28 protein-coding genes are annotated in these 23,795 nt (G+C 65.3%); 12 read left to right on the top strand and 16 right to left on the bottom strand.

The genetic code is table 11. The features are described from left to right. Positions 1-82 precede the first annotated feature (82 nt). Positions 83-226, bottom strand: a complete 144-nt coding sequence (locus tag DFP89_RS12130) for an entericidin A/B family lipoprotein (RefSeq protein WP_114349657.1) — start codon at positions 224-226, stop codon at positions 83-85. Between the two features lie 107 nt (positions 227-333). Here DFP89_RS12130 and DFP89_RS12125 point away from each other — a divergent pair, with 107 nt between their 5' ends. Further along, positions 334-639, top strand: coding sequence for a hypothetical protein (locus tag DFP89_RS12125; RefSeq protein WP_114349656.1), 306 nt, complete (start codon positions 334-336; stop codon positions 637-639). A gap of 131 nt (positions 640-770) precedes the next feature. Then, positions 771-959 (top strand): hypothetical protein, encoded by a 189-nt coding sequence (locus tag DFP89_RS12120; RefSeq protein WP_114349655.1) that lies wholly within the window; start codon positions 771-773, stop codon positions 957-959. 73 nt (positions 960-1,032) lie between these two features. Here the strand turns inward: DFP89_RS12120 and DFP89_RS12115 are convergent, their stop codons facing one another. After that, positions 1,033-1,803, bottom strand: coding sequence for an alpha/beta fold hydrolase (locus tag DFP89_RS12115; RefSeq protein ID WP_114349654.1), 771 nt, complete (start codon positions 1,801-1,803; stop codon positions 1,033-1,035). A 69-nt stretch (positions 1,804-1,872) separates the two neighbouring features. Between DFP89_RS12115 and DFP89_RS12110 the strand changes: the two genes are divergently transcribed. Continuing rightward, on the top strand, positions 1,873-2,256 hold the full coding sequence (locus DFP89_RS12110; RefSeq protein WP_114349653.1) for a hypothetical protein: 384 nt from the start codon (positions 1,873-1,875) through the stop codon (positions 2,254-2,256). On the opposite strand, the gene DFP89_RS12105 is transcribed toward DFP89_RS12110, so the two are convergent. Both DFP89_RS12105 and glyA read right to left on the bottom strand, forming a co-directional pair. Then, positions 2,155-3,093, bottom strand: coding sequence for a DUF817 domain-containing protein (locus tag DFP89_RS12105; protein ID WP_342770942.1), 939 nt, complete (start codon positions 3,091-3,093; stop codon positions 2,155-2,157). The two genes, DFP89_RS12110 and DFP89_RS12105, sit on opposite strands and share 102 nt — an antisense overlap. After that, positions 3,090-4,373, bottom strand: a complete 1,284-nt coding sequence (gene glyA / locus DFP89_RS12100; RefSeq protein WP_114349652.1) for a serine hydroxymethyltransferase — start codon at positions 4,371-4,373, stop codon at positions 3,090-3,092. The genes DFP89_RS12105 and glyA overlap by 4 nt, the downstream gene beginning before the upstream one ends. A gap of 143 nt (positions 4,374-4,516) precedes the next feature. On the opposite strand from glyA, the gene DFP89_RS12095 reads away from it, so the two are divergent. From DFP89_RS12095 to DFP89_RS12085, 3 genes are read left to right on the top strand one after another with little or no spacing between them, the layout of a single operon-like run. Then, positions 4,517-5,266, top strand: a complete 750-nt coding sequence (locus DFP89_RS12095; protein WP_114349651.1) for an NAD kinase — start codon at positions 4,517-4,519, stop codon at positions 5,264-5,266. Positions 5,267-5,298: 32 nt separating this feature from the next. Then, positions 5,299-6,894 (top strand): peptide chain release factor 3, encoded by a 1,596-nt coding sequence (locus tag DFP89_RS12090; protein ID WP_114349650.1) that lies wholly within the window; start codon positions 5,299-5,301, stop codon positions 6,892-6,894. 1 nt (position 6,895) lies between these two features. Beyond that, a complete protein-coding gene (locus DFP89_RS12085; RefSeq protein WP_114349649.1) occupies positions 6,896-7,621 on the top strand; it encodes an endonuclease NucS domain-containing protein in 726 nt (241 codons plus the stop codon). Between the two features lie 2 nt (positions 7,622-7,623). Here the strand turns inward: DFP89_RS12085 and DFP89_RS12080 are convergent, their stop codons facing one another. Beyond that, positions 7,624-8,046 carry an OsmC family protein gene (locus DFP89_RS12080; RefSeq protein ID WP_114349648.1) on the bottom strand — a complete coding sequence of 141 codons (423 nt, stop codon included), beginning with the start codon at positions 8,044-8,046 and terminating at the stop codon, positions 7,624-7,626. Positions 8,047-8,144: 98 nt separating this feature from the next. Here DFP89_RS12080 and DFP89_RS12075 point away from each other — a divergent pair, with 98 nt between their 5' ends. Both DFP89_RS12075 and copM read left to right on the top strand, forming a co-directional pair. Continuing rightward, positions 8,145-9,038: a DMT family transporter gene (locus DFP89_RS12075; RefSeq protein WP_114349647.1), complete on the top strand. Its 894-nt coding sequence runs from the start codon at positions 8,145-8,147 to the stop codon at positions 9,036-9,038. Positions 9,039-9,121: 83 nt separating this feature from the next. Next, entirely contained in the window at positions 9,122-9,481 is a 360-nt protein-coding gene (gene copM / locus DFP89_RS12070; RefSeq protein WP_114349646.1) for a CopM family metallochaperone, read from the top strand. A 25-nt stretch (positions 9,482-9,506) separates the two neighbouring features. On the opposite strand, the gene DFP89_RS12065 is transcribed toward copM, so the two are convergent. Beyond that, positions 9,507-10,643 (bottom strand): deoxyguanosinetriphosphate triphosphohydrolase, encoded by a 1,137-nt coding sequence (locus DFP89_RS12065; protein ID WP_114349645.1) that lies wholly within the window; start codon positions 10,641-10,643, stop codon positions 9,507-9,509. Between the two features lie 75 nt (positions 10,644-10,718). On the opposite strand from DFP89_RS12065, the gene DFP89_RS12060 reads away from it, so the two are divergent. Together DFP89_RS12060 and xth are read left to right on the top strand one after the other, a co-directional pair. Continuing rightward, positions 10,719-11,054, top strand: coding sequence for a HesB/IscA family protein (locus DFP89_RS12060; protein ID WP_114349644.1), 336 nt, complete (start codon positions 10,719-10,721; stop codon positions 11,052-11,054). A gap of 52 nt (positions 11,055-11,106) precedes the next feature. Then, positions 11,107-11,892: an exodeoxyribonuclease III gene (gene xth, locus DFP89_RS12055; RefSeq protein WP_114349643.1), complete on the top strand. Its 786-nt coding sequence runs from the start codon at positions 11,107-11,109 to the stop codon at positions 11,890-11,892. 103 nt (positions 11,893-11,995) lie between these two features. On the opposite strand, the gene DFP89_RS12050 is transcribed toward xth, so the two are convergent. The 3 genes from DFP89_RS12050 to DFP89_RS12045 are packed head-to-tail and all read right to left on the bottom strand — an operon-like array spanning position 11,996 to position 14,323. Next, positions 11,996-12,331: a hypothetical protein gene (locus DFP89_RS12050; RefSeq protein WP_114349642.1), complete on the bottom strand. Its 336-nt coding sequence runs from the start codon at positions 12,329-12,331 to the stop codon at positions 11,996-11,998. A 1-nt stretch (position 12,332) separates the two neighbouring features. Continuing rightward, the gene (locus DFP89_RS20530; RefSeq protein WP_220269835.1) at positions 12,333-12,470 is read right to left on the bottom strand and encodes a hypothetical protein; all 138 of its coding nucleotides are present in this window, start codon (positions 12,468-12,470) and stop codon (positions 12,333-12,335) included. Continuing rightward, a complete protein-coding gene (locus tag DFP89_RS12045) occupies positions 12,467-14,323 on the bottom strand; it encodes an extracellular solute-binding protein (protein ID WP_114349641.1) in 1,857 nt (618 codons plus the stop codon). Before DFP89_RS12045 ends, DFP89_RS20530 begins: the two co-directional genes overlap by 4 nt. A 390-nt stretch (positions 14,324-14,713) precedes the next feature. Between DFP89_RS12045 and DFP89_RS12040 the strand changes: the two genes are divergently transcribed. Further along, complete coding sequence (locus tag DFP89_RS12040; RefSeq protein ID WP_114349640.1) at positions 14,714-15,496, top strand: 3-hydroxybutyrate dehydrogenase; 783 nt, start codon at positions 14,714-14,716, stop codon at positions 15,494-15,496. 101 nt (positions 15,497-15,597) lie between these two features. Here DFP89_RS12040 and DFP89_RS12035 read toward each other — a convergent pair whose 3' ends face one another. Beyond that, positions 15,598-16,608 (bottom strand): HEAT repeat domain-containing protein, encoded by a 1,011-nt coding sequence (locus DFP89_RS12035; protein ID WP_114349639.1) that lies wholly within the window; start codon positions 16,606-16,608, stop codon positions 15,598-15,600. Next, positions 16,608-17,879: a glutamate-5-semialdehyde dehydrogenase gene (locus DFP89_RS12030; protein WP_114349638.1), complete on the bottom strand. Its 1,272-nt coding sequence runs from the start codon at positions 17,877-17,879 to the stop codon at positions 16,608-16,610. The genes DFP89_RS12035 and DFP89_RS12030 overlap by 1 nt, the downstream gene beginning before the upstream one ends. A 208-nt stretch (positions 17,880-18,087) precedes the next feature. Between DFP89_RS12030 and DFP89_RS12025 the strand changes: the two genes are divergently transcribed. Further along, positions 18,088-18,660, top strand: coding sequence for a hypothetical protein (locus DFP89_RS12025; protein ID WP_114349637.1), 573 nt, complete (start codon positions 18,088-18,090; stop codon positions 18,658-18,660). Between the two features lie 62 nt (positions 18,661-18,722). On the opposite strand, the gene DFP89_RS12020 is transcribed toward DFP89_RS12025, so the two are convergent. Genes DFP89_RS12020 through DFP89_RS12000 form a run of 5 tightly spaced genes read right to left on the bottom strand, consistent with a single transcriptional unit; the run spans position 18,723 to position 23,696 of the window. Then, a complete protein-coding gene (locus DFP89_RS12020; protein WP_245948699.1) occupies positions 18,723-19,406 on the bottom strand; it encodes a GntR family transcriptional regulator in 684 nt (227 codons plus the stop codon). 18 nt (positions 19,407-19,424) lie between these two features. Further along, entirely contained in the window at positions 19,425-20,366 is a 942-nt protein-coding gene (locus DFP89_RS12015; protein WP_114349636.1) for a 2-hydroxyacid dehydrogenase, read from the bottom strand. 12 nt (positions 20,367-20,378) lie between these two features. Then, positions 20,379-21,146 carry an SDR family oxidoreductase gene (locus DFP89_RS12010; RefSeq protein ID WP_114349635.1) on the bottom strand — a complete coding sequence of 256 codons (768 nt, stop codon included), beginning with the start codon at positions 21,144-21,146 and terminating at the stop codon, positions 20,379-20,381. Positions 21,147-21,149: 3 nt separating this feature from the next. Further along, on the bottom strand, positions 21,150-21,893 hold the full coding sequence (locus DFP89_RS12005; RefSeq protein WP_114349634.1) for an SDR family oxidoreductase: 744 nt from the start codon (positions 21,891-21,893) through the stop codon (positions 21,150-21,152). A gap of 21 nt (positions 21,894-21,914) precedes the next feature. Beyond that, a complete protein-coding gene (locus tag DFP89_RS12000) occupies positions 21,915-23,696 on the bottom strand; it encodes an IlvD/Edd family dehydratase (protein WP_114349633.1) in 1,782 nt (593 codons plus the stop codon). Positions 23,697-23,795: the final 99 nt, after the last annotated feature.

The following is a 23,795-nucleotide window of genomic DNA, read 5'->3' as shown; positions in this document are numbered from 1 at the left end:
TGGCGTGTCACCTGTCCACGCGCGGTCTGCGCAGCTTGCGGCGGATTTGGGGATGATGGGGCGGCGCCGGGGCCGCCCGCGATCACATGCCGCTTTGTGCGTTGCGGCTTTCCTGCTCGACCACCTGACCGGCGGTCTGAAGGTCGCGCCCGGCGCCTTCGACAGTCTGGCAAGCCGCCAGCGCGAGCAGCGCAAGCGCCGGGAAAAGCTTGAAGATTCTGGGCATTCCATACTCCTGCAATGCGAATGTCACTCGCTGTCAAACGCCTTCTTTTAGCGCGGGGTTCCAGCGGGTGTTAGGGTTTGGTTAACGAATTCGCGTTACCAAGACACATGCGTGTGATTCTGATCCCCCTGATCCTTCTGCTTGCCGCCTGTGCCTCGCCCGCGCCGGGCTACTTCGACGCGACCCGCCACGACATCACGCTTCAGGGCATTGATTTCACGGTCTTTCATGATGGCAACTCGGCCGAGGTGATCCGCCATGGCTACCTGACGCGGCGCGAACGCGGCGTGGTGCCGGAGCTGATGGTGCAGGCTGCCGAAAAGACAACCGGCTGCCGGGTGATCCCGAACAGCCTGCGCAGCCGCATTCCCGGGGACACGGGCGAGGCGCGTGTGGCGCTGGATTGCTATTGAAGCACGGCGCAAGCGAATGCGCCGACTGTGCTGATCTGGTTTCGGGATTTCGCGGCATTTCTGCGCCAGATCAAGGCAAGGTCTCCGGCGCCGCTTTAGCATGGTGGCAAGACAACAAAGGACCAAGCCCCATGTCTCGTCTTTTCATGCTGCTTTTCTCCATTGCCTTCACCACGCTGGCCGGGATCGGGATCGTCGTGGTTCTGGTCATGGGCCGCTATGATGTCGCCTCGATCGTCGGCGCGGCGCTGGCCGGGGGCATCGCCGCCCTGCCGGTGACATGGCTGGTGGCGCGGCGTTTGGAGGAAGAGGCTGAGTAAAGGACTGGCTGTGGCGTGGGCGGGTCTTAAGCCCATGTCGAAACGCAAGTAGCGAATGTCGATTGCCGGGTGCTTAGCCCAGAAACTCTGCCGCCACCTCGGCGACTTCGGCGGGACGGTCGGCATGCAGCCAATGGCCGGCCCCGGCGAAATACCTGAGCTTTGCCTGCGGGAAATAGGCGCGGATGGCCCCGACCTGCGGTTCGCGGCAATAATCGGATTCGGCGCCGGCCAGGAACAGGGTCGGGCCTTCATAGGTCCCCTTGGGCGCTGTCTCGGGCCAGCCGATCAACTGGGGCATCTGATCGCGCAGCGCGGGCAGGTTGTATTTCCAGCGCGGCGGGTCCGATTTCAGGTCCAGAGATTGCAGCAGAAAGGCGCGGACCCCCGGCTCGGGGATGGCGGCGGCCAGCCGTGCATCCGCCTCGGAGCGCAGGCGCAACCCGTTCAGTTCCATGCCCTCCATGGCGTCGATCAGCGCGGTCTGCGTGTGGCCATAGGCATAGGGGGCAATGTCCATCACCACCAGCTTGCGCACCTGCTCCGGCCGGGTCAGCGCCAGCATCATCGCGGCCTTGCCGCCCATGGAATGGCCCAGCACATCGGCCTGACCGCCATGGGCCGCGATCACCTGCGCCAGATCGTCCGCCAGCGCCGGGTAGCTGTGATCGGGGTCGTGGAAACTGTCGCCATGATTGCGCATCTCGACCGAGATCACGCGCCGGGTCTCGGCCAGCCGCCGCGCCAGCCCGCCCAGATTCTTGCCCGAACCGAAAAGCCCATGCGCCAGCAGCACTGGCGGCTGTCCGGTATCCGTCCCTGTCACGATCATGTTCAGCATCATGGCGAAACCCTAGCGCCACTGGCGAAGCGGCACCAGAGGCGTTAACCTTGCCGAAAAACGGGGGCAGGGATGAGCATCGAGAATATCCGGCCGATGGCGGATGAGGTGGCGGGGCTGATGGCGGCGCGGTTTGGCGGCCTCCGGCGCGGGCATCAGGCCGATCTGGACAGCATGATGCGCAAGCGCGGTGGCGCGCTGCCCCGGCGGCTGCGGCGCGAGGCGCGGATATTGCTGGACGGCGACCGCATGGCCGGGCATCCGAAACTGGCGCGGCAGGTGAATTTCGACCGGTTCGAGCGCGCCCACAAGGCGCTGACCCATTACCTGCGGCCCTTGGGCAAGGGCGCGCGGCTACAGGGCGGCGCGGTCAGCATCGCCGCCAGCGTGATCCTTGGGCTGATGATCCTTGGCGCCGTCGCGGTCTGGATCATGCTGCAGCGCGGGCTGATCTGAGGCGATCACCTGCCGCGCGGCCAATGTCACGGTGACGAAGCTGACGTAAAGCAGCAGATACCACGAGCCGATCTTGGCGAATGACACCCGGTCCAGCGTGGCCTGCCCGGCGTAAAGCCAGGTGCCGGTCATGGTGCCGATATTCTCGGCGATCCACAAAAACAGGCTGGTCAGGAATGCGGCCAGCGGCAGCGGCATGAAATACCAGCGGCTGAGCCGGAACCAGACCCGTGTGCGGCCATAGATCAGCAGCGTCGCCGCGAACAGCAGCCAGCGGATATCGGGCAGGAAATGATGGGCGAAGAAGTTCACATAGATCGCCACCGCCAGCGCCATCGTCACCCAGAAGGGCGGATAGGGCTGAAAACGCATGTCGAAAATGCGGATCACGCGCGCCATGTAAGAGCCGACGCTGGCATACATGAAGCCCGAAAACAGCGGCACGCCCATCAGCTTGAACAGGCCCGGCTCGGGATAGGCCCATGACCCGGCATCGACCTTGAAGATCTCCATCGCGGTGCCGGTCAGGTGAAACAGCGCAATGACCCGGACCTCGGTCCATGTCTCCAGACGCAGCGCCAGAAACAGCACCTGCACGGTGATCGCGAACAGAAACAGCGCGTCATAGCGCTGAAGGGCCCAGCCCGGCTGCCAGATGGCGTGGCTGATCAGGATCGCGGCCAGCATCAGGGCGCCGAACAGGCAGGCCCAGCCCTGTTTCAGCACGAACATGCTGAAATCGACAAGAAAGCCCGGCAGCCGGGCGCGCGCCCAGTCGCCGAGCCGGCGTTCAAGCGCGCGGGTTGGCCCGCGCGCGGTCCCGTGTTCGGGGCTCACATCCCGGCGTAAAGCGGGAAGCGGGCGCAAAGCGCCTCGACCTCGGCTTTCACCTTGGCCTCGACCTCGGCGTTACCCTCTTCGCCATTGGCGGCAAGGCCGTCGACGACCTCGACGATCCAGCGGGCGATCTGGCGGAATTCCTGTTCCTTGAAGCCGCGGGTGGTGCCGGCGGGGGCGCCCAGACGGATGCCCGAGGTCACGAAGGGCTTTTCCGGATCGAAAGGCACGCCGTTCTTGTTGCAGGTGATATGGGCGCGACCCAGCGCCGCCTCGGTCGCCTTGCCGGTCACGCCTTTCGGGCGCAGGTCGGCCAGACACAGGTGGTTGTCGGTGCCGCCCGAGACGATGTCTATGCCGCCCTTCATCAACTCATCGGCCATGGCGCGGGCATTGGCGACGACTTGCGCGGCATAGTCCTTGAAGCCCGGCTCCAGCGCCTCCTTGAAGGCGACGGCCTTGGCGGCGATGACATGCATCAGCGGACCGCCCTGCAGACCGGGGAACACCGCCGAGTTGATCTTTTTCGCGATATCCGCGTCGTTGGTCAGCACCATGCCACCGCGCGGCCCGCGCAGCGATTTATGGGTGGTGGTGGTCACGACATGGGCATGCGGCAGCGGCGAGGGGTGCTGGCCGCCCGCCACCAGACCGGCGATATGGGCCATGTCCACCATCAGCCAGGCGCCGACCTCATCGGCGATCTTGCGGAATTCGGCCCAGTCCCAGACGCGGCTGTAAGCCGTGCCGCCGGCGACGATCAGCTTGGGCTTGTGCTCATGGGCGGAACGGCGGATTTCCTCCATGTCCAGAAGCTGGTCCTGCTTGCGCACGCCGTAGCTGACGACGTTGAACCATTTCCCCGACATGTTGACCGGCGAGCCATGGGTCAGGTGGCCGCCCGAATTCAGGTCCAGCCCCATGAATGTGTCGCCCGGCTGCAAAAGCGCCAGAAACACCGCCTGGTTCATCTGCGAGCCGGAATTCGGCTGCACGTTGGCAAAGCCGCAATCGAACAGTTCCTTGGCGCGCTCGATCGCCAGCGTCTCGACGATATCGACATATTGGCAGCCGCCGTAATAGCGCTTGCCCGGATAACCTTCGGCATATTTGTTGGTCAGGACCGAGCCCTGCGCCTCCAGCACCGCCTTCGAGACGATGTTTTCGCTGGCGATCAGTTCGATCTCGTCGCGCTGACGGCCCAGTTCCTTGCGGATGGCGCCAAAGATTTCTGGGTCGCGGCTGTCCAGCGTCTCGGTGAAGAATCCGGTGTCGGTCATCTGGTCCTCATGCAAAAAGCGGCTTGGCGCGGTTCTAGCGGCTTTTGTCGCGCGCCGCTAGGACGGATGCGACGTGGAGGTGGTAGATATCCCATGCGATCTTGGGGGCTTGCGCCCGCCTCGCGCCGCGCCATGATAAGTGCATGAAGTTGCATTTCATCTCAGCCAGCACCGAATCCGCCGTGACCGCCGCCGAGGCGCTGACCGCGCGCTATGGTCATGTCCCGGTCACGGAGGCCGAGGTGATCGTGGCGCTGGGGGGCGACGGGCTGATGCTGTCGGTCATGCATCAGAATCGCGGCCTGCCGGTTTACGGGATGAATCGCGGCACGGTCGGCTTTCTGATGAACAGCTATTCCGAGGACGCCTTGCCCGAACGCATTCAGGCCGCCGAGGCGACGGTCGTGAACCCGCTGGCGATGACGGCGGGCACCACCGACGGGCATGAGCATTGCGCCCTGGCCATCAACGAGGTCAGCCTGCTGCGCGCCGGTCCGCAGGCGGCGCGGCTGCGCATTTCGGTCAATGGCCGCGTTCGGATGGAAGAGCTGGTCTGCGACGGCGCGCTGCTTTGCACGCCCGCCGGCTCGACCGCCTATAACTATTCGGCCAATGGTCCGATCCTGCCGCTCGGCTCGGATGTGCTGGCGCTGACGGCCATCGCCGCATTCCGGCCCCGGCGCTGGCGCGGGGCGATCCTGCCGAAATCGGCCACGCTGCGCTTTGACATCCTTGAGCCCGACAAGCGCCCGGTGATGGCGGACGCCGATTCGCGGGGCGTCGATTCGGTCCTGTGGGTCGAGATCCGCTCTGAACAGACGATCCGGCACCGGCTGCTGTTCGATCCCGGCCACGGGCTTGAGGAACGGCTGATCCGCGAACAATTCGTTTGAGGCGGCACGCGCGGCAGGGTAAAGGGCCGGGCATGATGAACCGCCCCGACCTCCCGCCCGAAATCGCCCGCCGCCGGACCTTCGCGATCATTTCGCATCCGGATGCCGGCAAGACCACCCTGACTGAAAAGTTCCTGCTTTTCGGCGGCGCCATCCAGATGGCCGGACAGGTCCGCGCCAAGGGCGAGGCGCGGCGCACGCGCTCGGACTTCATGAAGATGGAGCAGGACCGCGGCATCTCGGTTTCCGCCTCGGCGATGTCGTTCGAGTTCGGCGACTACCGGTTCAATCTGGTGGACACACCCGGCCACAGCGATTTTTCCGAGGACACTTACCGCACGCTGACGGCGGTGGATGCGGCGATCATGGTCATCGACGGCGCCAAGGGCGTCGAATCCCAGACCCGCAAGCTGTTCGAGGTCTGCCGGCTGCGCGACCTACCGATCCTGACATTCTGCAACAAGATGGACCGCGAAAGCCGCGACACCTTCGAGATCATCGACGAGATTCAGGAAAACCTGGCCATCGACGTCGCGCCGGTCAGCTGGCCCATCGGCATGGGGCGCGACTTTATCGGCGCCTATGATCTGCTGCATGACCGGTTGGAGATCATGGACCGCGCCGATCGCAACAAGGTGGCGGAATCGGTCCAGATCTCGGGCCTCGACGACCCGAAACTGGCCGATCACGTCCCCGCCGACCTGCTGGCCAAGCTGCGCGAAGAGCTGGAGATGGCGCGCGAATTGCTGCCCGCCTTTGACCGCAAAAGCTTCCTTGAGGGGCACATGACCCCGATCTGGTTCGGCTCGGCCATCAACAGTTTCGGCGTCAAGGAACTGATGACCGGCATCGGCGAATTCGGTCCCGAGCCGCAGCCCCAGAACGCCGCCGAGCGCGAGATCGACCCCGAGGAAAAGCCCGTCACCGGCTTTGTCTTCAAGGTGCAGGCCAATATGGACCCCAAGCACCGCGACCGCGTGGCCTTTGTGCGGCTGGCCTCGGGGCACTTTGAGCGTGGCATGAAGCTGCTGCATGTGCGCTCGAAAAAGCCGATGGCGGTGTCAAACCCGGTGCTGTTTCTGGCCGCCGACCGCGAACTGGCCGAAGAGGCCTGGGCCGGCGACATCATCGGCATTCCGAACCACGGCCAGCTTCGCATCGGCGACGCGCTGACCGAGGGCGAGGGGCTGCGCTTCACCGGCATCCCCAGCTTCGCGCCCGAGCTTTTGCAGACCGTGCGCGCGGGCGACCCGATGAAGGCCAAGCATCTGGAAAAGGCGCTGATGCAATTTGCTGAGGAAGGCGCGGCCAAGGTCTTCAAGCCGATGATCGGCTCGGGCTTCATCGTCGGTGTCGTGGGCGCCCTGCAATTCGAGGTTCTGGCCAGCCGGATCGAGATCGAATACGGCCTGCCCGTGCGCTTCGAGCCGACGCAATTCACCAGCGCCCGCTGGCTTTCCGGCCCCAAGGACAAGGTCGAGGCCTTCGCCAACACCAACAAGCAGCATATGGCGCAGGACCATGACGGCGATCTGGTTTACCTGACGCGCCTGCAATGGGACATCGACCGCGTCCAGCGCGACCAGCCCGAGCTGAAGCTGACCGCGACCAAGGAAATGATGGTGTAAAGTGCGCGAAGCCGAATATCGCCAGCATCTGGCCGAGAGAAACCTCGCTGAGAAAACACGTGAGCAGCGTATCTCGGCCCTGAAACGTATCGAACGCGCCTATAATGTCGATCTGGACGCCGCCTTTGCCGAGGACGAATTGAGACGAATTGCCGGATCGTTCGTTTACTCGACGGATGATGCGCGAAGCGGTCGAGACAACCCGTCGAAGATCAATGTCGACCGCGGCGATCTTCGGACAATATTGGCTTGGTACAAGTCTCATCTGGCGGACTACATCAAGTTTCGCGGCGGCTCGGGCCTGATCAGCGGCGATATTGGTGATGACGGCGAAAGCCCCACTGTCGAGACCGCCGAGGCCGTCTTGCAGGTATTCGGTCTTGAGCGGGACCTGCAGGATGCCCTGCGCACGAACATTTCCCAGCTTGAAGAAGGGCTGACCATTATCGATGGCGATGTCGAACGGCGAGTCGAGGCTGGTTTCATAGATATTCTGGCACGGGACAGCCAAGGCCGGACGGTGGTGATCGAGTTGAAGGCCGGCGTGTCCAAACCCGAAGCCGTCGCGCAGATTCTAGCCTATATGGGCTGCATCGCTGAGGAAGAGAATGGCCTGGTTCGCGGTATTCTGATCGCTTCGGATCACCATCCGCGTGTCACTCTTGCAACCCGGGCCATCCCCAATCTCGAACTTAAACGATACGGCTACCGTTTCGAGTTTTCCTGAACTCAGACCACCGTCACATCCAGCGTGATCGCCGCATTCAGCACCTTGCTGACCGGGCAGCCCTTTTCGGCCTTGCGGGCGGCCTCTTCGATCACCGCGCGGTCGCCCTTGCCCGACACTGTGGTCGTCAGATGCGCGGTCTTGATGGTGAAACCGCCATCCTCCTGATCCAGCCCGATTTTCGAGGTGGTCTCGATGACCACATCGGTCACGCCCTCGCCGGCAAGGATGTTCGACAGCGCCATGCTGAAACAGGCGGCATGCGCCGCGCCGATCAGCTCCTCGGGATTGGTGCCGGGCGCGCCCTCGAAGCGGGTCTTGAAGCCATAGGGCTGGTCGGACAGCACCCCGGATTTGGTCGAGACGGTGCCCTTGCCGTCCTTGAGGCCGCCTTCCCATCTGGCCGAGCCGGAATTGACGATCATTGTCTGTCTCCTTCTGGGATGAGTTCGTGACTTAACGCGCGCCGCCTTGTGCAGGTTCATGCGTCACCCTATCCAAGCAGAAAAAGGATGGGGGGAAAATGCCGGTCTATGAACTGGCCGCGCTTGGCGCGGCCATCTGCTGGGCGGTGACCGGCATCCTGTCGCAATCGGCGGCGCAGGCGCTGGGACCGTTCGGCTTCAACCGGCTGCGGCAGGCGATGGTCGCGGTGATGCTGGGGGTGATCGTCCTTGCCACCGGGCGCTGGCACGGGATCGCGGCAGACGATCTGTGGCGGCTGTCGCTGTCCGGCGTCATCGGCATCTTTCTGGGCGATACGCTGCTTTACGTGGCGCTGATCCGGCTGGGGCCGCGCCGGGCGGGGGCGCTGTTTGCCCTGAACGCGCCGATGGCGGCGGTGATGGGCTGGCTGTTTCTGGGCGAGGCGCTGTCGCCTCTGGCCGCGCTGGGGGTGGCGCTGTCCACGATGGGCGTCGCCATGGCGGTGCTGGGACGCGCCGGCCGCTCGGGCGGGCATAGGTTCGAGGCGGTACAGGGCTCGGTCTGGATCGCCTCGGGCTATGGCTTGCTGGCTGCTGCGGGGCAGGCGCTGGGGTCGCTGATCGCGCGCCCGGTCATGGCGCAGGGCTTTGATCCCTATGCCGCCTCGCTGATCCGGGTGGCGGTCGCGGTGGCCTGCCTGATCCTGCTGATGGCGCTGCCGATCCGCGCGGTGCAGCCTTTGGCGCGCCCCACAGCGCGGGTGCTGTTTGTCACCGCCATGTCGGGCCTGATCGCCATGGTCATCGGCATGACGCTTTTGATGTTTTCTCTGCAGGGCGGCAAGGTCGGCATCGTCTCGACGCTGTCAGCGCTGTCGCCGGTGCTGATCCTGCCGGTTCTTTGGGCGATGACCGGGGCACGGCCCTCGGCGACCTCATGGGCGGGGGCGCTGATCGCGGTGGCCGGGATGGCGCTGATTTTCCTCAGATGACGGATGCGCGATTGACGGCTTTGTCATTTGCCTGTGCTGGCTCCGCGCGATCAACTCAGTGCGCAACCTGCAGGAGAACCCCCATGCGCCAGATCTTCGCCCCCCTTGCCATTGCCGCGCTGATCGCGCTGCCGGTCGTCGCACAGGACCATGCGGCGATGGACCATTCCGGCCATGGCGACGCGCCCTCGACCGCCGCCTACAAGCAGGCGATGGACCGGATGCATCAGGACATGATGATCGAATATACGGGTGACGCCGATGTCGATTTCATGCGCGGCATGATCCCGCATCACCAAGGTGCCATCGACATGGCCAAGGTGGCGCTGGAACATGGCAAGGACCCCGAGGTGCGGGCGCTGGCCGAAGCGGTCATCAAGGCGCAAGAGGCGGAAATCGCCATGATGCAGGAATGGCTCAAGGCCCATGACAAGCCCGAATAGGCCCTGACCCGGGGCGGCTGCGGGGTCAGCCCAGCAGCCGCTCGGCCTCCTGAATGGCGAAACGGTCGGTCATGCCGGCGACGTAATCCAGCACCACGCGGGCGCGGCCGGTCTCGTCGCCCGCAGCCTCGGCGGCCTGAAACCAGTTTTCGGGCATCTTTGACGGATCGTTCAGGAACAGCGGAAACAACCCGTTCAGCATCTCGGTGACCCGCTGACGCTCGACCACGACCGAAGGCGCGCGATACATGCGCTGGAACAGGAACAGCTTGATCGCCTTGAGGTTCTGGTAAAGCGGCTTGGAGAACCGGATGATCGGTCCCTCCATGTCGCGGATATCCTGCGCGCTTTGCGGCTGCAGGCTGGTCAGCCGGTTCTGCGCGACCGCGATCACATCCTCGACCATGACGCCAAAGACGCGGCGCAGCGCCTCGTGCCGGCGGCGCATCTGGTCAAGCCCGGGATGCAGGGCATCGACCTCGGCAAAGGCGTCGCTGACGACCGGCAGTTGCGCGAGATCCTCTTCTGAAAATAGCCCGGCGCGCAGCCCGTCATGCAGGTCGTGATGGTTATAGGCGACATCATCGGCGACGGCGGCGACCTGCGCCTCGGCGCTGGCATTGGTATGCAGCTCCAGATCCCATTCGGCATTCACCTCGGCCAAGGCATAGGGCAGGAGGCCGGTGACCGGACCATTATGCTTGGCGATTCCCTCAAGGCTTTCCCATGTCAGGTTCAGCCCGTCGAAATCGGCGTAATGGCGCTCCAGCCGGGTGACGATGCGCAGCGCCTGCGCATTGTGGTCAAAGCCGCCATAGGGCGCCATCAGGACAGCCAGCGCATCCTCTCCGGTATGGCCAAAGGGCGGGTGGCCAAGGTCATGGGCCAGCGCCACTGTCTCGGCCAGATCGGCGTTCAGGCCCAGCACGCCGGCGATGGTGCGCGCGACCTGCGCCACCTCGATCGTATGGGTCAGGCGGGTGCGGTAATAATCGCCCTCATGCTCGACAAAGACCTGGGTCTTGTGCTTCAGCCGCCGGAATGCCGATGAATGGATGATGCGGTCGCGGTCGCGCTGCCATGGGCTGCGAAAGGTGGACATGCGTTCCGGCCAGCGGCGGCCGCGGCTTTCATCGGGCTGGCAGGCATAGGGTGCCGTCATATCGTCCTGCATTCCTTGCGAGGGGTCACGGCGAACCCTATATTCCAAGGCCAGGAACGGAAACGGGAACGCCCCATGAACTTTGAGTTGACCCTGCCGCCCAAGGTGACCGAGCGCGCCTTTGCCCGGCTGGCAGAAATCAATGCCGATGGCCCGGCACGGCCGCTGCGGGTGGCGGTGGCGGGGGGCGGCTGCTCGGGTTTTCAATACGATATCCGTCTAGACGATGCCGCACAGGACGATCTGGTCCTGCAAGGCGGCGGCCAAAGCGTGGTCGTCGATCCGGTCTCGCTGCCGTTTCTGGCCGGCGCCACCATCGATTTCACCGATGAGCTGATCGGCGCGCGCTTTACCATCGACAACCCCAATGCCAGCTCGTCCTGCGGCTGCGGCACGTCGTTTTCGATCTGATCTGGTCTTGGCGCCTCTGGTCTTGGCCGCGGGGCGCGGCTAGTCTCGGGCCATGAAAATCGCGACCTTCAATATCAACGGCGTCCGCGCCCGGATCGAGACCCTGACCGGCTGGCTGTCGCAGGCCCAGCCGGACGTCGTCGTCCTGCAAGAGATCAAGACCCAGGACGAGGGCTTCCCGCGCGAGCCGATCTCCGATCTGGGCTACAATATCGAAACCCATGGCCAAAAGGGCTTCAACGGCGTCGCGATCCTGTCGAAACTGCCGCTCGAGGATGTCAGCCGCGGCCTGCCCGGCGATGACAGCGACGAACAGGCCCGCTGGATCGAGGCGACGGTGGTCGGCCAGCGCGCCATCCGCATCGCCGGGCTCTATCTGCCGAATGGCAACCCGCAGCCGGGGCCGAAATTCGACTACAAGCTGGCATGGATGGAGCGCCTGCACCGCCGCGCGCGGGCGCTTCTCGACAGCGAAATGCCGGTGCTGATGCTCGGTGACTATAACGTCATCCTTGAGCCCCGCGACGCTGCCCATCCCGAAAGATGGTCTGACGACGCGCTCTTTCAGCCCGAAAGCCGCGCCGCCCTGCGCCGCATCGCCTTTGACGGCTGGGCAGATGCGGTCCGCCTGCGCGATCCGGACGCCTCGCGCGGCCCCTTCACCTTCTGGGACTATCAGGCCGGCGCCTGGCAAAAGGACAATGGCATCCGCATCGACCATATCCTGCTGTCGCCGCAGGCCGCCGACCTGATGATCGACCTCGGCATCGACCGGGACGAGCGTGCAAAGGACAAGCCCAGCGACCATGTCCCGGTCTGGGTCGATCTGGACGCCTGAGAACGGCGCCCATTTCTTTCATGTCCAAATATCCTGGGGAGTGAGGAGCGTCAGCGACGAGCGGGGCGAAGCCCCGGCAACGTGGCCCCAAGACGCGACCGCCTCACTCGCGGTCGCCATCCTCGCCGTCATCGCCAAAGCGGGCGTCGTCGTCATATTCGTCCTCGCCCTCGCCGACATATTTCGACGACAGCGCGATCGAGTGATTGTCGTGGATCGGGTCCATGACGATGTCCGAAGGAATCTCGCCCGCCAGCCATTCGCGGATCTCGTCCTTGGTCTCGTCGATATCCTGCCCCGTCACCTCGGCGATATAGGTGATGAAGGCGCGCTGATCGCCGTCGATCTCGTCCAGTTCGGCCTCATCCGCCTCGGGCCATTTCTCGATGATGGCCTCAAAGAAGGCGGGCCAGTTCTCACTGACATGGACCCATTTCATCTCAATAGCCTCCCGGTCCAGTGACCCCGCCCTGTACCATGCGCGAGGCACCGGTGATGTCCTCGCCAACGCCGGCCACGGTATTGCAGGCGGCAAGCGCCATAAGAGCCATGAGAGCTGCGATCCTGATCAATTTCACTTCCTTTCCTCTTGCCACCAGGTTTCTGGCATGAATCCGGGCCAGTCACCATAAAGCGGCGTCATTTCAGGATAATCCAGGTCCGACCTGTGGGCCAAGCGGGAAATCCGCGAATAGCTGACCGGGATGACATAGCGCCCGGCGGTTAAAATCCGGTCAAGCGCCCGGACCGCGGCCAGATAATCCTCATGCGTGCGGGCCTGCCCCATCTCGGCGATCATCGCCTCGGCGGCGGGGGAGGCCATGCCCATCCAGTTCTTGGTGCCGGTCTTGGTCACACCCTCATGGCCCCAGTAGAGCATCTGCTCATTGCCCGGCGACAGCGACAGCCCGCGCTCATACCAGGTCATGTCGAACTGATAGTTGTTGGTCCGCTCGACATATTGCGCTGAATCCAGCAGCGTCACCTTGGGCTGGATGCCCAGATTGCGCAGCGATTCCACGAAGATATCGACGATCTGCCGGGTCTCGGCGCTGCTGCGCATGGCGCTGCCCGACTGGTTCAGCAAGATATCGAAGCCAAAGGGCTGGCCCTCGGCATTGCGCAATTCGCCATTCTGCACCGTCCAGCCGGCCTCGCGCAAAAGCTCCAGCGCGGCACGGATGCCCTTGCGGTCGATGGCGCGCTCCCCCCCCTCGGGCAGGGCATAGCCCTCGATGGTGCCGGGGGGCAGGGCGCCCGCATGGGGCGCAAGCAGCTCGGCCTCGCGGCCGCTGGCCGGGCCGGGCCCCATCGCCAGTTCCGAATTCGAGAAATAGCTGCTGATGCGCGGATCCTTGCCGCCCGACAGCGTCATGTTGATGAAACGGTGGTTGAAGGCCTCGATCAGCGCCTGCCGCGCCCGCCAATCGGCGAAAAGCGGGTTTCGGGTGTTCATTACCAGCCCCATGATCCCCGAGGGGCGGCCATTCGGGATCTCGGACTTGACCACGCGGCCCTCGCGGACCGCCGGAAAGTCGAAATCGCGGTCCCAGCGCGCCGCGACCAGCTCGCGCCACATGTCAATCTCGCCGGCCTTGAAGGCCTCGAACATGGTCGAGGCGTCGCCGAAATAATCATAGCGGATGGTGTCGAAATTCCCCAGGCCGCGGGTCAGCGCCAGATCGCGGCCCCAGTAATCGGGATTGCGGCGAAAGCTGATGGCGCGGCCCGGATCGACCTTGTCGATGACATAGGGCCCCGAGCCGATCGGCGCCATCAGCCCCGACTGGCTGAAATCGCGCCCCTGCCATTGCGCCTTTTTCAGGATCGGGCGCATCCCCATCAGCAGCGCCAATTCGCGGTCGGCGGTGTTGAAGGTAAAGCGCAGCTTGCGCGGCCCGGTCTGCTCCATCTTGGCGACCTTGGCCCAGACGGCGGTATAGCGCGGATGCCCTTTGGTCCCCATCACCTCATAGGACCACATCACGTCCTCGATGGTGACGGGCGAGCCGTCCGAAAACCGCGCCTCGGGGCGCAGGGTGAATTCGACCCATGTCCGGTCGGGATCGGTCTCGACGCTTTCGGCCAGCAGGCCATAAAGCGTGAACGGCTCATCCAGCGAGCGCATCATCAGCGTCTCGGTCACCAGCCCGGGCTGGGTGAATAGCGGCCAGACCGGATTGCCCATCAAGACCCAGGGATTGAGCGAATCAAAGCTGCCCGTCTCGGCCAGACGAATCGTGCCGCCTTTCGGGGCCTCGGGATTGGCATAGGGCAGGTGCGGGAAACCCGGCCCCAGCGCAGGTTCTCCATACATTGCAATGGCATGCATGGGTTCGGCGGGGCTTGCCAGCGGCATGGATGCAACACACACGCATAAGGCGAGCCGCCGCCAGATCGCGGAATCGTTAGCAAAATTGTAGAATCGCATGCTCGATGGCCCTGTTTTTCGGGTCGCTGGTCTTGTTGCCGGCCAGATTAGCCGCCTGTTCACCATGAAGCAAACTTACGCCTTGGACTCATGGGGCGAAAAGCGTATAGATAAGGCACTGCTCGATAGGTTTCTTGCCTGTATGAAACCTGCCTCATGACTTGCGCCCGCCTTGTGCGGGCGCTTTTTTATTGGGGAAAACGATGGCCCGGGCGGCTTGCCGGCATTGCTCCGGCCAAGGCCAAGGGGCAGGGGATTCGATCACGCGAAAATGTTCGGCCAAACCCTGCGGCGGCGGGACCCGGACCGGTCGCCAGGTCGGTCTTGTGCCGCCCGGCATTATTCCCCATGCTGCACCCGCAACAGCGACGCATGCAGCAGGAGGCAGCGATGTTCCAGAAATTCCTTGGCGGCAAGACCGCGGTGGTGACCGGCTCGAATTCCGGCATCGGCTTGGGGATCGCGGTCGAGCTGGCGCGTGCGGGCGCCGATATCGTGCTGAACAGCTTTACCGACGCGCCCGAGGATCACGCGCTGGCCGATGCGATGTCGCGCGAGCATGGCGTCAAGGTCCGCTATATCCAGGCCGACATGTCCAAGGGCGCCGATTGCCGGGCGCTGATCGAAAAGGCCGGCGCCTGCGATATTCTGGTGAACAATGCCGGCATCCAGCATGTCGCGCCGATCCCGGATTTCCCGGCCGAGAAGTGGGACGCGATCATCGCCATCAACCTGTCCTCGGCCTTCCACACCACGGCGGTGGCGCTGCCGATGATGCGCAAGGCGGGCTGGGGGCGGGTGATCAACATCGCCTCGGCCCACGGGCTGACCGCCAGCGAATACAAGTCCGCCTATGTCGCGGCCAAGCATGGCGTGGTCGGGCTGACCAAGGTGACTGCGCTTGAGACCGCCAGGGAGGCGATCACCTGCAACGCCATCTGCCCCGGCTATGTGCTGACGCCCATTGTCGAAAAGCAGATCCCCGACCAGATGAAGACCCATAACATGAGCCGCGAGGACGTGATCGCCAAGGTCATGCTGCAACGCCAGCCCTCGGGCCAGTTCGCGACCGTCGAGCAGATGGGCGGCACGGCGGTATTCTTGTGCTCGCCCTCGGCGGATCAGATCACCGGGACGACGATTTCGGTAGATGGGGGCTGGACGGCGCTTTAGGCGCGGCGGTCCCGCAGGGGCGCATCGCTCTTGCAGGCTGGCCGGGGCTCATGACCCGAGCCGTTTGCCGCGACCCCGGCACCCCCGGCCATCTCGCAGCCTCAGGGCGTTTGCGCCGGGGCTTGGGGACGCGGCGGCCGGCCCTCGCGCCCGGCGGCGGCTTTCGTGGCGGCCTCGGCCTTGCGCAGGGCCAGATTCATCCGGCGCGCCCAGGAACGTGGAGCGTCCGGAAACTCGTCAAGCAGCGCGATCAGCAGGGGCGTTGCCTCGGAATGGCCATGTTCCAGCAGCGTGAGCCCGGCCTGAAAGCGGATCTCGGGGTCGGTTTCATGCGCCAGCCGCAGCAGCTCTGGCACGGCACGCTGCGGATGTCGGGGCAGAGCCGCGCTGGCCAGGCTCAGGCGATAATTGGCCACGCGGCGCCGGTAGCGCCGGTGCAGCTGCCGGATCGCGGACGCGTCGATCTGATCGGTTGCGACCATCCGGGCCACCCGGCCGATCCCGCCATATGCCGCGATGACGCCGGTCGCGGGATGGCCGCCATGGGGCAGGGCAATCGTCATCAACCGGGGAAAGGCCCGGGTGATCAATTGCATATGCGCACGATCCGCAGCGATGGCCGGGTCATATAGCAGCAGCCCCCCGACCTGTGGATCGCCCCATTCCTGGGGACAGGGCATCGGGCGGCCGATCCGGGCGAATTTCTGATGCCGCTTGGCGTCGAAGGGCGCCACGGCCGGGTCGATGCTGTATTGCGGCGAGACGGCCAGCACCCGCTTTGCGTGACAGGCCGCCGAATAGAGCAGCGCGCCATAGCCGCCCATCGAAAATCCGGTGCAGATCACCTCGGCGCGGTCGCGGGTGGCGTCGGCCAGAACCTCGGCCAGAGTCGCGCTGCGCTCCGAGATGAACCAGTCGCGCCAGGCGGTCTGTACCGTCAGCGCGTCGATGCCCAGCTGCTCGGCGAAATGGGGATATTTGGGTTTGGTGAACCCGCCACGCATCTGCGGGCGGCCATGGTCGAAACTGACCGCCAGACGCGCGCCCCCGCCACTGCCGCGAAACAATGTGACGCGGTAGCGGTCGTCCTGATGCAGCGTCTGGGCCGTCATCAGTCCCGGATCGTGCCGTCGCCGGTGACCAGATACTTGAAGCTGGTCAGCTGCTCGGCGCCGACGGGGCCGCGGGCATGCATCTTGCCGGTGGCGATGCCGATTTCCGCGCCCATGCCGAATTCGCCGCCATCGGCGAACTGGGTCGAGGCATTGCGCATCAGGATGGCGCTGTCCAGCCCGCTGAAAAAGCGCTGCGCGGTGGCGTCATTCTCGGTCAGGATCGACTCGGTGTGGCCGGACCCATAGCGGCGGATATGGTCCATGGCGGCATCGATCCCGTCAACCAGCTTGACCGCGATGATCTTGTCCAGAAACTCCTGCCCGAAATCCGAGGGCTCGGCCGCGACGGTGCCGGCGATTGCGGCCAGCGCGCCATCGGCCCGCACCTCGACGCCCGCGTCCAGCAGGTCCTGGACCAGCACGGCGCCATGGCGGTCGTAAAAGCCGCGGTCGATCAGCAGGCATTCGGCGGCACCGCAAATGCCGGTACGGCGGGTCTTGGCGTTCAGGACCACGCGCCGCGCCTTGGCCAGATCGGCATCGCCATCGGCATAGACATGGCAGATCCCCTCAAGATGGGCAAAGACCGGTACGCGCGCCTCTTTCTGCACCAGGCCGACCAGCCCCTTGCCGCCGCGCGGGATGATGACGTCGATCAGCCCCTGCGCGCGCAGCATCGCTGCCACCGCCTCGCGGTCGCGGGTCGGGACCATCTGGACCGAATCCGCGGGCAGGCCGGCCGAGACCAGCCCCCGCACCAGTGCCTTGTGGATGGCGGCAGAGCTGTGCAGGCTTTCCGAGCCGCCGCGCAGGATCACGGCATTGCCCGATTTCAGCGCCAGTGCGGCGGCGTCGGCAGTGACATTGGGGCGGCTTTCATAGATCACCCCGATCACGCCCAGAGGCGTCGCGACGCGCTGGATATGCAACCCGTTCGGGCGATCCCATTCGGCCAGCACCTTGCCCACCGGATCGGGCTGCTCGGCGACCGCGCGCAGCCCGTCGGCCATCGCGCGGATGCGCGAGACGTCGAGTTTGAGCCGGTCGAGCATGGCGGGTGTCAGGCCCTTTTCCTCGGCATGGCGCATGTCCTCGCTATTGGCGTCGAGGATCTCGTCCCCGGCGGCGAGGATCGCCTCGGCCGCGCCGACAAGGGCGGCGTGCTTGCGCTCGGCCGTGGCTTCGGCGAGGACCCGCGTCGCCTCGCGCGCGCGCCGGCCAAGGGTCGCGATCAGCGCGTCGGCATCGGTCTGGGTCAGGTCTTTCATGGCGGCATCCCCCTGCTTGGCCTTTGAAATAGGTCCGCGCGCGTCTGAAAACCAGTGGGAAACGGAATGCGCCGGCACGCAGGCGAGAAGGGCGGAGAAACACCGCCCGGCAAGAAGGGCGGGCGATAGCTGCTGAAAGTTTCCACGATCAATTCGCGCGTTGCGCGCTATACTTGCCGGTGACGTCAGCAGACAATCAGAGGGCAACATGTCGGAGACGCAGCCGGTGATCGCCGCGGTGGTCCGCACACATGTCGAAAACGCCGCCTTCTTCTGGGCACAGCGCGATACGCTGGCGGCCGAGGATCCGCCCGATACCGAGGCCATCGCTTTCGTGGATGCCCGGCTTGAGGCCAATCTTGACGCCTTGCGTATCGCCGGCGCGGCGGTCTGGCCGTTCATCATCGAGGCTTTCGAGGCATTCCCCGAAAAGGGTGAGCTGTTCGTGCTGACCCATCGCGCGCTCGAGACAGGCGATGCGCGGCGCCTTGAGCAGGCCGTCGCTTTCGCCCGCGTCTGTGATGACGGCACACGCGGCCTTTGTGGCGCCTTTGAATGGCTGCCGCCGAAAGTCACGGCCGCCGTGGTGCGCGACTGGGTCGACTCGGGCGACAGCGCGCGGACCGAGGCCGCGCTTGCGGCGATGATCGCCCATGGCGGCCATCCGGGCGACCGGCTGGAGCGGCTGATGCGGAACGGTTCGGATACGGTGCGCAGAATGGCGGCAAGCTTTGCATCAAGGCCGGGGCGTCCAGATGCAACCGTGACCGGCGGGGACTGACCTGCGGGCCCGTGCCTGCACCGCATGAGCCTGCCCGCCAATGGGGCGATCCCGGCGATCTGTCAGGGCTGGCGGGCATTGCCCTCGCGGTTCTGGAAATGGCGGGTGACATTGCGCACCATCCCGTCCAGATGCGAGGCAATCGCTGCCGTCATCCGCTGGCTGTCGCGGGCGCGCAGCGCGGCGATCATGTCCTGATGGTCGGCCAAAACGCGGGGCGCATCGGCGCGTTCGCGGGCTGAGACGAACCGCACCCGCCACAGCCGCGCCAGATATTCGCGATAGGTCCGGCTGAGCGCCGCATTATGCGCGGCATCGGCAATCGCGGTATGCATGCGCATGTCCTGATCAAAGACATCGACCTTGTCGCCCGTGGCATGATGGGCCGCGACATCGGCGGCCAGGGCGGCGATCAGCTCAACCTCCTCGGGCGTGGCGTTCTGGCAGGCCAGCCCGCCGGAAAAGATCTCAAGCTGGCGCAGCACGGCGATTTCGTCCAGCACCTCGGCCAGCGAGGGGTCGGCGACGACCGGGCTGCGCAAGGGGCGCAGCGTGACCAGCCCCTCCTGGCCCAGGATGCGCACCGCCTCGCGCAGGGGCGTGCGGCTGACGCCCAGACGTTGGGCGTTGTCGCGTTCCTTGAGCGCGCTGCCGGGGGGCAATTCGCCGGTCAGGATTTCGCGGCGCAGGCGGGCGGCGATGCCGGCGGGAAAGGTCCGGTCGGTGTCCTCGGGTCTGCTGGTCACGATATCGCCTGCATCATTCTAGTTGACCGGAGTTTCCGGGTCCTGCCCGGCCAAAATGGCCCGCAGGTTGGCGCGCTGCAAGGCCCCCATGGCGGCGCGGGTCTCGACCGTGGCGGAACCGATATGGGGCAGGGGCAGGATATTGGGCAGGGCCAGCAGGCGCGGGTCGATCTGCGGCTCGCCCCGGAACACATCCAGCGCGGCGGCCCGGATCGCGCCCGATTGCAGGGCGCCGATCAGCGCCTCTTCATCGATGACGCTGCCGCGCGAGATGTTCACGATGACCCCGTCCGGTCCCAGCGCGGCCAGCACCTCGGCCGACACGAACCCCTCGGTTTCCGGGCCGCCGACCACGGCGACGATCAGGTCGTCGACGGCACGCGCCAGATCGACCGGATCGGCGTGATAGGTCCAGCCCGCAGGCGTGTCCTTGCGGCTGCGCGACTGGTAATGGATCTCGCATTTGAAACCGGCAAGCCGGTCGGCGATCTCGCGCCCGATGCGCCCCAGCCCAAGGACGCCAACCCGGCGCCCGGATGCCTTGCGTGCCAATGGCAGCCTGACCCCGCGCCCCCAGTCGCCGCTGCGGGCGTTCCGGATCGCGATCTCGAAATCGCGGGCCTGCGCGATCCACATGGCGACGGCCAGATCGGCCACGTCGTCATTCAGGACCTCGGGGGTGTTGGTGACGCGGATGCCGCGCGCCGTCGCCGCCGCCACGTCGATGGCGTCATAGCCGACGCCGAAATTGGCGATCGCCTTCAGCCCCGGCAGCAGGTCCATGGTCGCGCCGCCGAACGGGTCATGCCCCATGAAGGCCACGGCCCGGACCGCACGGCGCTGATCCTCGGGCAGGTCCGCGATGGCGGCAAGACCGGGCAGGCGAAGCGCGTCGAAATCCCGCTTGAGCGCGGCGGCGTCACTGTCGGAATAGGGGCCGATGGCGATGACCTTGGACATGGGGTTCCCTTCTTAAAGCGAGGCGGTGATACCGCCATCCACATAGATGACGGTGCCGTTGACAAAGGACGAGGCCGGGGCGGACAGAAAGATCGCCGCGCCCACCAGTTCCTCGACCTTGCCCCAGCGGCCGGCGGGGGTGCGCTTTTCCAGCCAGTCCGAGAAGGCCGGATCGGCGACCAGCGCGGCATTCAGCGGCGTGTCGAAATAGCCCGGCGCCAGCGCATTGCAGTTCAGCCCATGCCGCGCCCAGTCGGTCGCCATGCCCTTGGTCAGGTTCGCAACCGCGCCCTTGGTCGCCGTATAGGGGGCGATGCCGGGCCGGGCCAAGGCCGTCTGCACGCTGGCGATATTGATGATCTTGCCGGCGCCGCGCGCGATCATGTGCCGGGCGCAGGCCTGCGCCACATTGAAGACGCTGGCGATGTTCGTCTGCAAAAGCTGCTGGAATGCGTCAGCGGGGAAATCCTGCAAGGGCGCGCGATGCTGCATGCCGGCATTGTTGATCAGGATGTCGATGGGGCCCTGCGCGCCCTCGAACCCGTCGACGGCCTTGCGGGCGGCGGCGTGATCGGTCACGTCAAAGGGCAGGGTCTCGACCTGCGCCCCTTCGGCCCGCAGCGCCCTGGCGGCGGCGTCCAGCTTGGCGCTGTCGCGGCCATTCAGCACAAGGCTTGCGCCCGCGCCGGCCAGCCCGCGCGCCAGGGCAAGGCCGATCCCCTGCGATGAGCCGGTGATCAGCGCCCGCCGCCCGGTCAGGTCGAAAAGCCCCTGCGCCATGGCTCAGCCGCGCCCGATAAAGGGCATGTTGGTGGCCATTACGGTGACGAATTGCACATTCGCGCCCTCGGGCAGGCTGGCCATGTGCAGCACGGTATCGGCCACCACCTGCACATCCATCACCGGCTCGACCCTGACCGAGCCATCGGCCTGCATCACGCCCTTGGTCATGGCCTGCGCCATGTCGGTCAGCGCATTGCCGATATCGATCTGGCCGCAGGCGATATTGAACGGCCGCCCGTCCAGCGAGACCGAGCGCGTGATCCCCGTCACCGCATGTTTCGAGGTCGTATAGCCGATGGAGCCCGGACGCGGCGCATGGGCCGAGATCGAGCCGTTGTTGATGATCCGCCCGCCCTGCGGGTCCTGTTCGCGCATGATGCGAAAGGCGGTATGGGCGCAGTTGAAGACGCCCAGCACATTGACCGCGATCACGCGGCGGAATTCCTCGGGATCGACCTCGTCCGGGGTCTGCGGGATCAGCCCGGTGCCGGCATTGTTGAAGATCGCGTCCAGATGCCCCCAGGCGGCCTGAGCGCGGTCAAAGACCGCATCGACCTCGACCGGGTTCACCACGTCGCAGGGCAGGATCAGCGCGGCCTTGGTATCGCCTGCAGTTTCGCGCAGCGCCTCCTCGCGCCGGCCGATCAGGCCCACGCGCCAGCCGGCTTTCAGGAATGTCCGTGCGGTGACGCGGCCGATGCCGCTGCCCGCGCCGGTGATGATGATGCTTTTGCCGCTGCTCATGCCCTGTCCTTTCAGTCCCGCTCAGTGATTGTCGCGCGGCAGCATCCGCGCCACCCGCCGATAGGCCGTCGCCAGTTCCAGACAGCCGCCATCGGCCAGTTGCCCGACATGGCGGCGATAGATTTCCTGCCAAGGTGTCTGGTTGACCAGTTCGGGCGGTTGCCATGCATCGCGGCGGCGCTGCCATTCGGCCGGATCGACCAGCGCATCCATGCGCCGCGTGTTCAGGTCCAGCCGCACCCGGTCCCCGGTCCTGAGCAGCGCCAGCCCGCCCCCCACCACCGCCTCGGGCGAGGCGTTCAGGATCGAGGGGCTTTCCGAAGTGCCCGATTGCCGCCCGTCGCCCACTGTCGGCAGGTGGTTGATGCCCTGTTTCAGCAGCGCGTCCGGCGGCTGCATGTTCACCACCTCGGCGCTGCCGGGATAGCCCACGCAGCCGACGTTGCGGATGAACAGGATGCAGTTTTCGTCAATCGCCAGATCGGGGTCGTTCAGGCGGTCGTGGTAATCCTCGGGGCCCTCAAAGACGATGGCGCGGGCCTCGTGGATGCCCTCGGCGCCGGGGCGCGACAGGAAGCGGTTGCGGAAATCGGCGGAAATCACGCTGGTCTTCATCAGGGCGCTGTCGAACAGGTTGCCCGACAGGACCAGAAAGCCCGCGTTCTGGCGCAAGGGGTGGGCGACCGTGCGGATCACCGCAGCGTCGCGGCTTTCCCATTTCGCCAGATTGTCGCCCATGGTCTTGCCGCTGACGGTCATCGCGCCCTTGCGGATCATCCCGGCCTTCATCAGCTCGCCCATCACGGCGGGGACGCCCCCGGCGCGAAAGAAGCTTTCGCCCAGAAACTCCCCCGCCGGCTGCATGTTCAAAAGCAGCGGAATCTCAAAGCCGATGGTTTCCCAGTCCTTGACGTTCAGATCGATCCCCGCATGCCGCGCGATGGCCTGCAGATGCGGCGGCGCGTTGGTGGACCCGCCAATCGCCGCGTTCACCACGATGGCGTTTTCAAAGCTTTCGCGGCTGAGGATGTCGCTGGGCTTCAGATCGTCCAGCACCATCTGCACAATGCGCTTGCCGGTTTCATAGGCCATGTTCATGCGCTCGCGAAACGGCGCGGGAATGGCCGAACAGCCGGTCAGCGACATGCCAAGCGCCTCGGCCATGGCGTTCATGGTGCTGGCGGTGCCCATGGTGTTGCAATGGCCAAGGCTGGGGGCGGATGCGCAGACGCGCTCCATGAATTCGTCGTAATCGATCTTGCCCTCGGCCAAGAGGCGGCGGCTTTCCCAGACGATGGTGCCGGACCCTGCGCGCTTGCCCTGCCACCAGCCGTCCAGCATCGGGCCGCCATTCAGCGTGATCGCCGGGATATCGACGGTCGCGGCGCCCATCAGCATGGCGGGCGTGGTCTTGTCGCAGCCGGTGGTCAGCACGACGCCGTCGATCGGATAGCCGTGCAGCACCTCGACGAGGCTGAGATAGGCCAGGTTGCGGTCCAGTGCGGCGGTCGGGCGCTTGCCGGTTTCCTGAATCGGATGGACCGGAAACTCCATCGGGATGCCGCCGCCGTCGCGGATGCCGGCCTTGATGCGGTCCATCAGAAAGACGTGGATCTTGTTGCAGGGCGCCAGATCGCTGCCGGTCTGGGCGATGCCGATGATCGGGCGGTCGGATTGAATCTCATCGCGCGTGAAGGCCTGATTCTGATAGCGTTCGACATATAGGGCGGTCATGCCGGGATTGTTGGGGTTGTCGAACCATTCCTGGCTGCGAAAGCGTTTGTTGGCGCGCGTGTCGGACATGGCATCCCTCTGGCTGGCGTCGATTTACCGGTTTCGGATTTTGGTATACCATACCCCGATTGACCGAAAAGCAAACCGCATTTTTCCGCGAGAAAAGGG

It is taken from the genome of Paracoccus lutimaris, assembly GCF_003337565.1.
Taxonomy (GTDB): Bacteria; Pseudomonadota; Alphaproteobacteria; order Rhodobacterales; family Rhodobacteraceae; genus Paracoccus; species Paracoccus lutimaris.
This window is presented reverse-complemented; position numbering and strand designations above follow the sequence as displayed.

Excerpts from the sequence above, each read along its gene's own strand:
- DFP89_RS12130 (WP_114349657.1), bottom strand. The coding sequence starts at position 226 with ATGCCCAGAATCTTCAAGCTTTTCCCGGCGCTTGCGCTGCTCGCGCTG.
- DFP89_RS12125 (WP_114349656.1), top strand. The coding sequence starts at position 334 with ATGCGTGTGATTCTGATCCCCCTGATCCTTCTGCTTGCCGCCTGTGCC.
- DFP89_RS12120 (WP_114349655.1), top strand. The coding sequence starts at position 771 with ATGTCTCGTCTTTTCATGCTGCTTTTCTCCATTGCCTTCACCACGCTG.
- DFP89_RS12115 (WP_114349654.1), bottom strand. The coding sequence starts at position 1,803 with ATGATGCTGAACATGATCGTGACAGGGACGGATACCGGACAGCCGCCA.
- DFP89_RS12110 (WP_114349653.1), top strand. The coding sequence starts at position 1,873 with ATGAGCATCGAGAATATCCGGCCGATGGCGGATGAGGTGGCGGGGCTG.
- glyA (WP_114349652.1), bottom strand. The coding sequence starts at position 4,373 with ATGACCGACACCGGATTCTTCACCGAGACGCTGGACAGCCGCGACCCA.
- DFP89_RS12095 (WP_114349651.1), top strand. The coding sequence starts at position 4,517 with ATGAAGTTGCATTTCATCTCAGCCAGCACCGAATCCGCCGTGACCGCC.
- DFP89_RS12090 (WP_114349650.1), top strand. The coding sequence starts at position 5,299 with ATGATGAACCGCCCCGACCTCCCGCCCGAAATCGCCCGCCGCCGGACC.
- DFP89_RS12080 (WP_114349648.1), bottom strand. The coding sequence starts at position 8,046 with ATGATCGTCAATTCCGGCTCGGCCAGATGGGAAGGCGGCCTCAAGGAC.
- DFP89_RS12075 (WP_114349647.1), top strand. The coding sequence starts at position 8,145 with ATGCCGGTCTATGAACTGGCCGCGCTTGGCGCGGCCATCTGCTGGGCG.
- copM (WP_114349646.1), top strand. The coding sequence starts at position 9,122 with ATGCGCCAGATCTTCGCCCCCCTTGCCATTGCCGCGCTGATCGCGCTG.
- DFP89_RS12065 (WP_114349645.1), bottom strand. The coding sequence starts at position 10,643 with ATGACGGCACCCTATGCCTGCCAGCCCGATGAAAGCCGCGGCCGCCGC.
- DFP89_RS12060 (WP_114349644.1), top strand. The coding sequence starts at position 10,719 with ATGAACTTTGAGTTGACCCTGCCGCCCAAGGTGACCGAGCGCGCCTTT.
- xth (WP_114349643.1), top strand. The coding sequence starts at position 11,107 with ATGAAAATCGCGACCTTCAATATCAACGGCGTCCGCGCCCGGATCGAG.
- DFP89_RS12050 (WP_114349642.1), bottom strand. The coding sequence starts at position 12,331 with ATGAAATGGGTCCATGTCAGTGAGAACTGGCCCGCCTTCTTTGAGGCC.
- DFP89_RS12045 (WP_114349641.1), bottom strand. The coding sequence starts at position 14,323 with ATGCGATTCTACAATTTTGCTAACGATTCCGCGATCTGGCGGCGGCTC.
- DFP89_RS12040 (WP_114349640.1), top strand. The coding sequence starts at position 14,714 with ATGTTCCAGAAATTCCTTGGCGGCAAGACCGCGGTGGTGACCGGCTCG.
- DFP89_RS12035 (WP_114349639.1), bottom strand. The coding sequence starts at position 16,608 with ATGACGGCCCAGACGCTGCATCAGGACGACCGCTACCGCGTCACATTG.
- DFP89_RS12030 (WP_114349638.1), bottom strand. The coding sequence starts at position 17,879 with ATGAAAGACCTGACCCAGACCGATGCCGACGCGCTGATCGCGACCCTT.
- DFP89_RS12025 (WP_114349637.1), top strand. The coding sequence starts at position 18,088 with ATGTCGGAGACGCAGCCGGTGATCGCCGCGGTGGTCCGCACACATGTC.
- DFP89_RS12015 (WP_114349636.1), bottom strand. The coding sequence starts at position 20,366 with ATGTCCAAGGTCATCGCCATCGGCCCCTATTCCGACAGTGACGCCGCC.
- DFP89_RS12010 (WP_114349635.1), bottom strand. The coding sequence starts at position 21,146 with ATGGCGCAGGGGCTTTTCGACCTGACCGGGCGGCGGGCGCTGATCACC.
- DFP89_RS12005 (WP_114349634.1), bottom strand. The coding sequence starts at position 21,893 with ATGAGCAGCGGCAAAAGCATCATCATCACCGGCGCGGGCAGCGGCATC.
- DFP89_RS12000 (WP_114349633.1), bottom strand. The coding sequence starts at position 23,696 with ATGTCCGACACGCGCGCCAACAAACGCTTTCGCAGCCAGGAATGGTTC.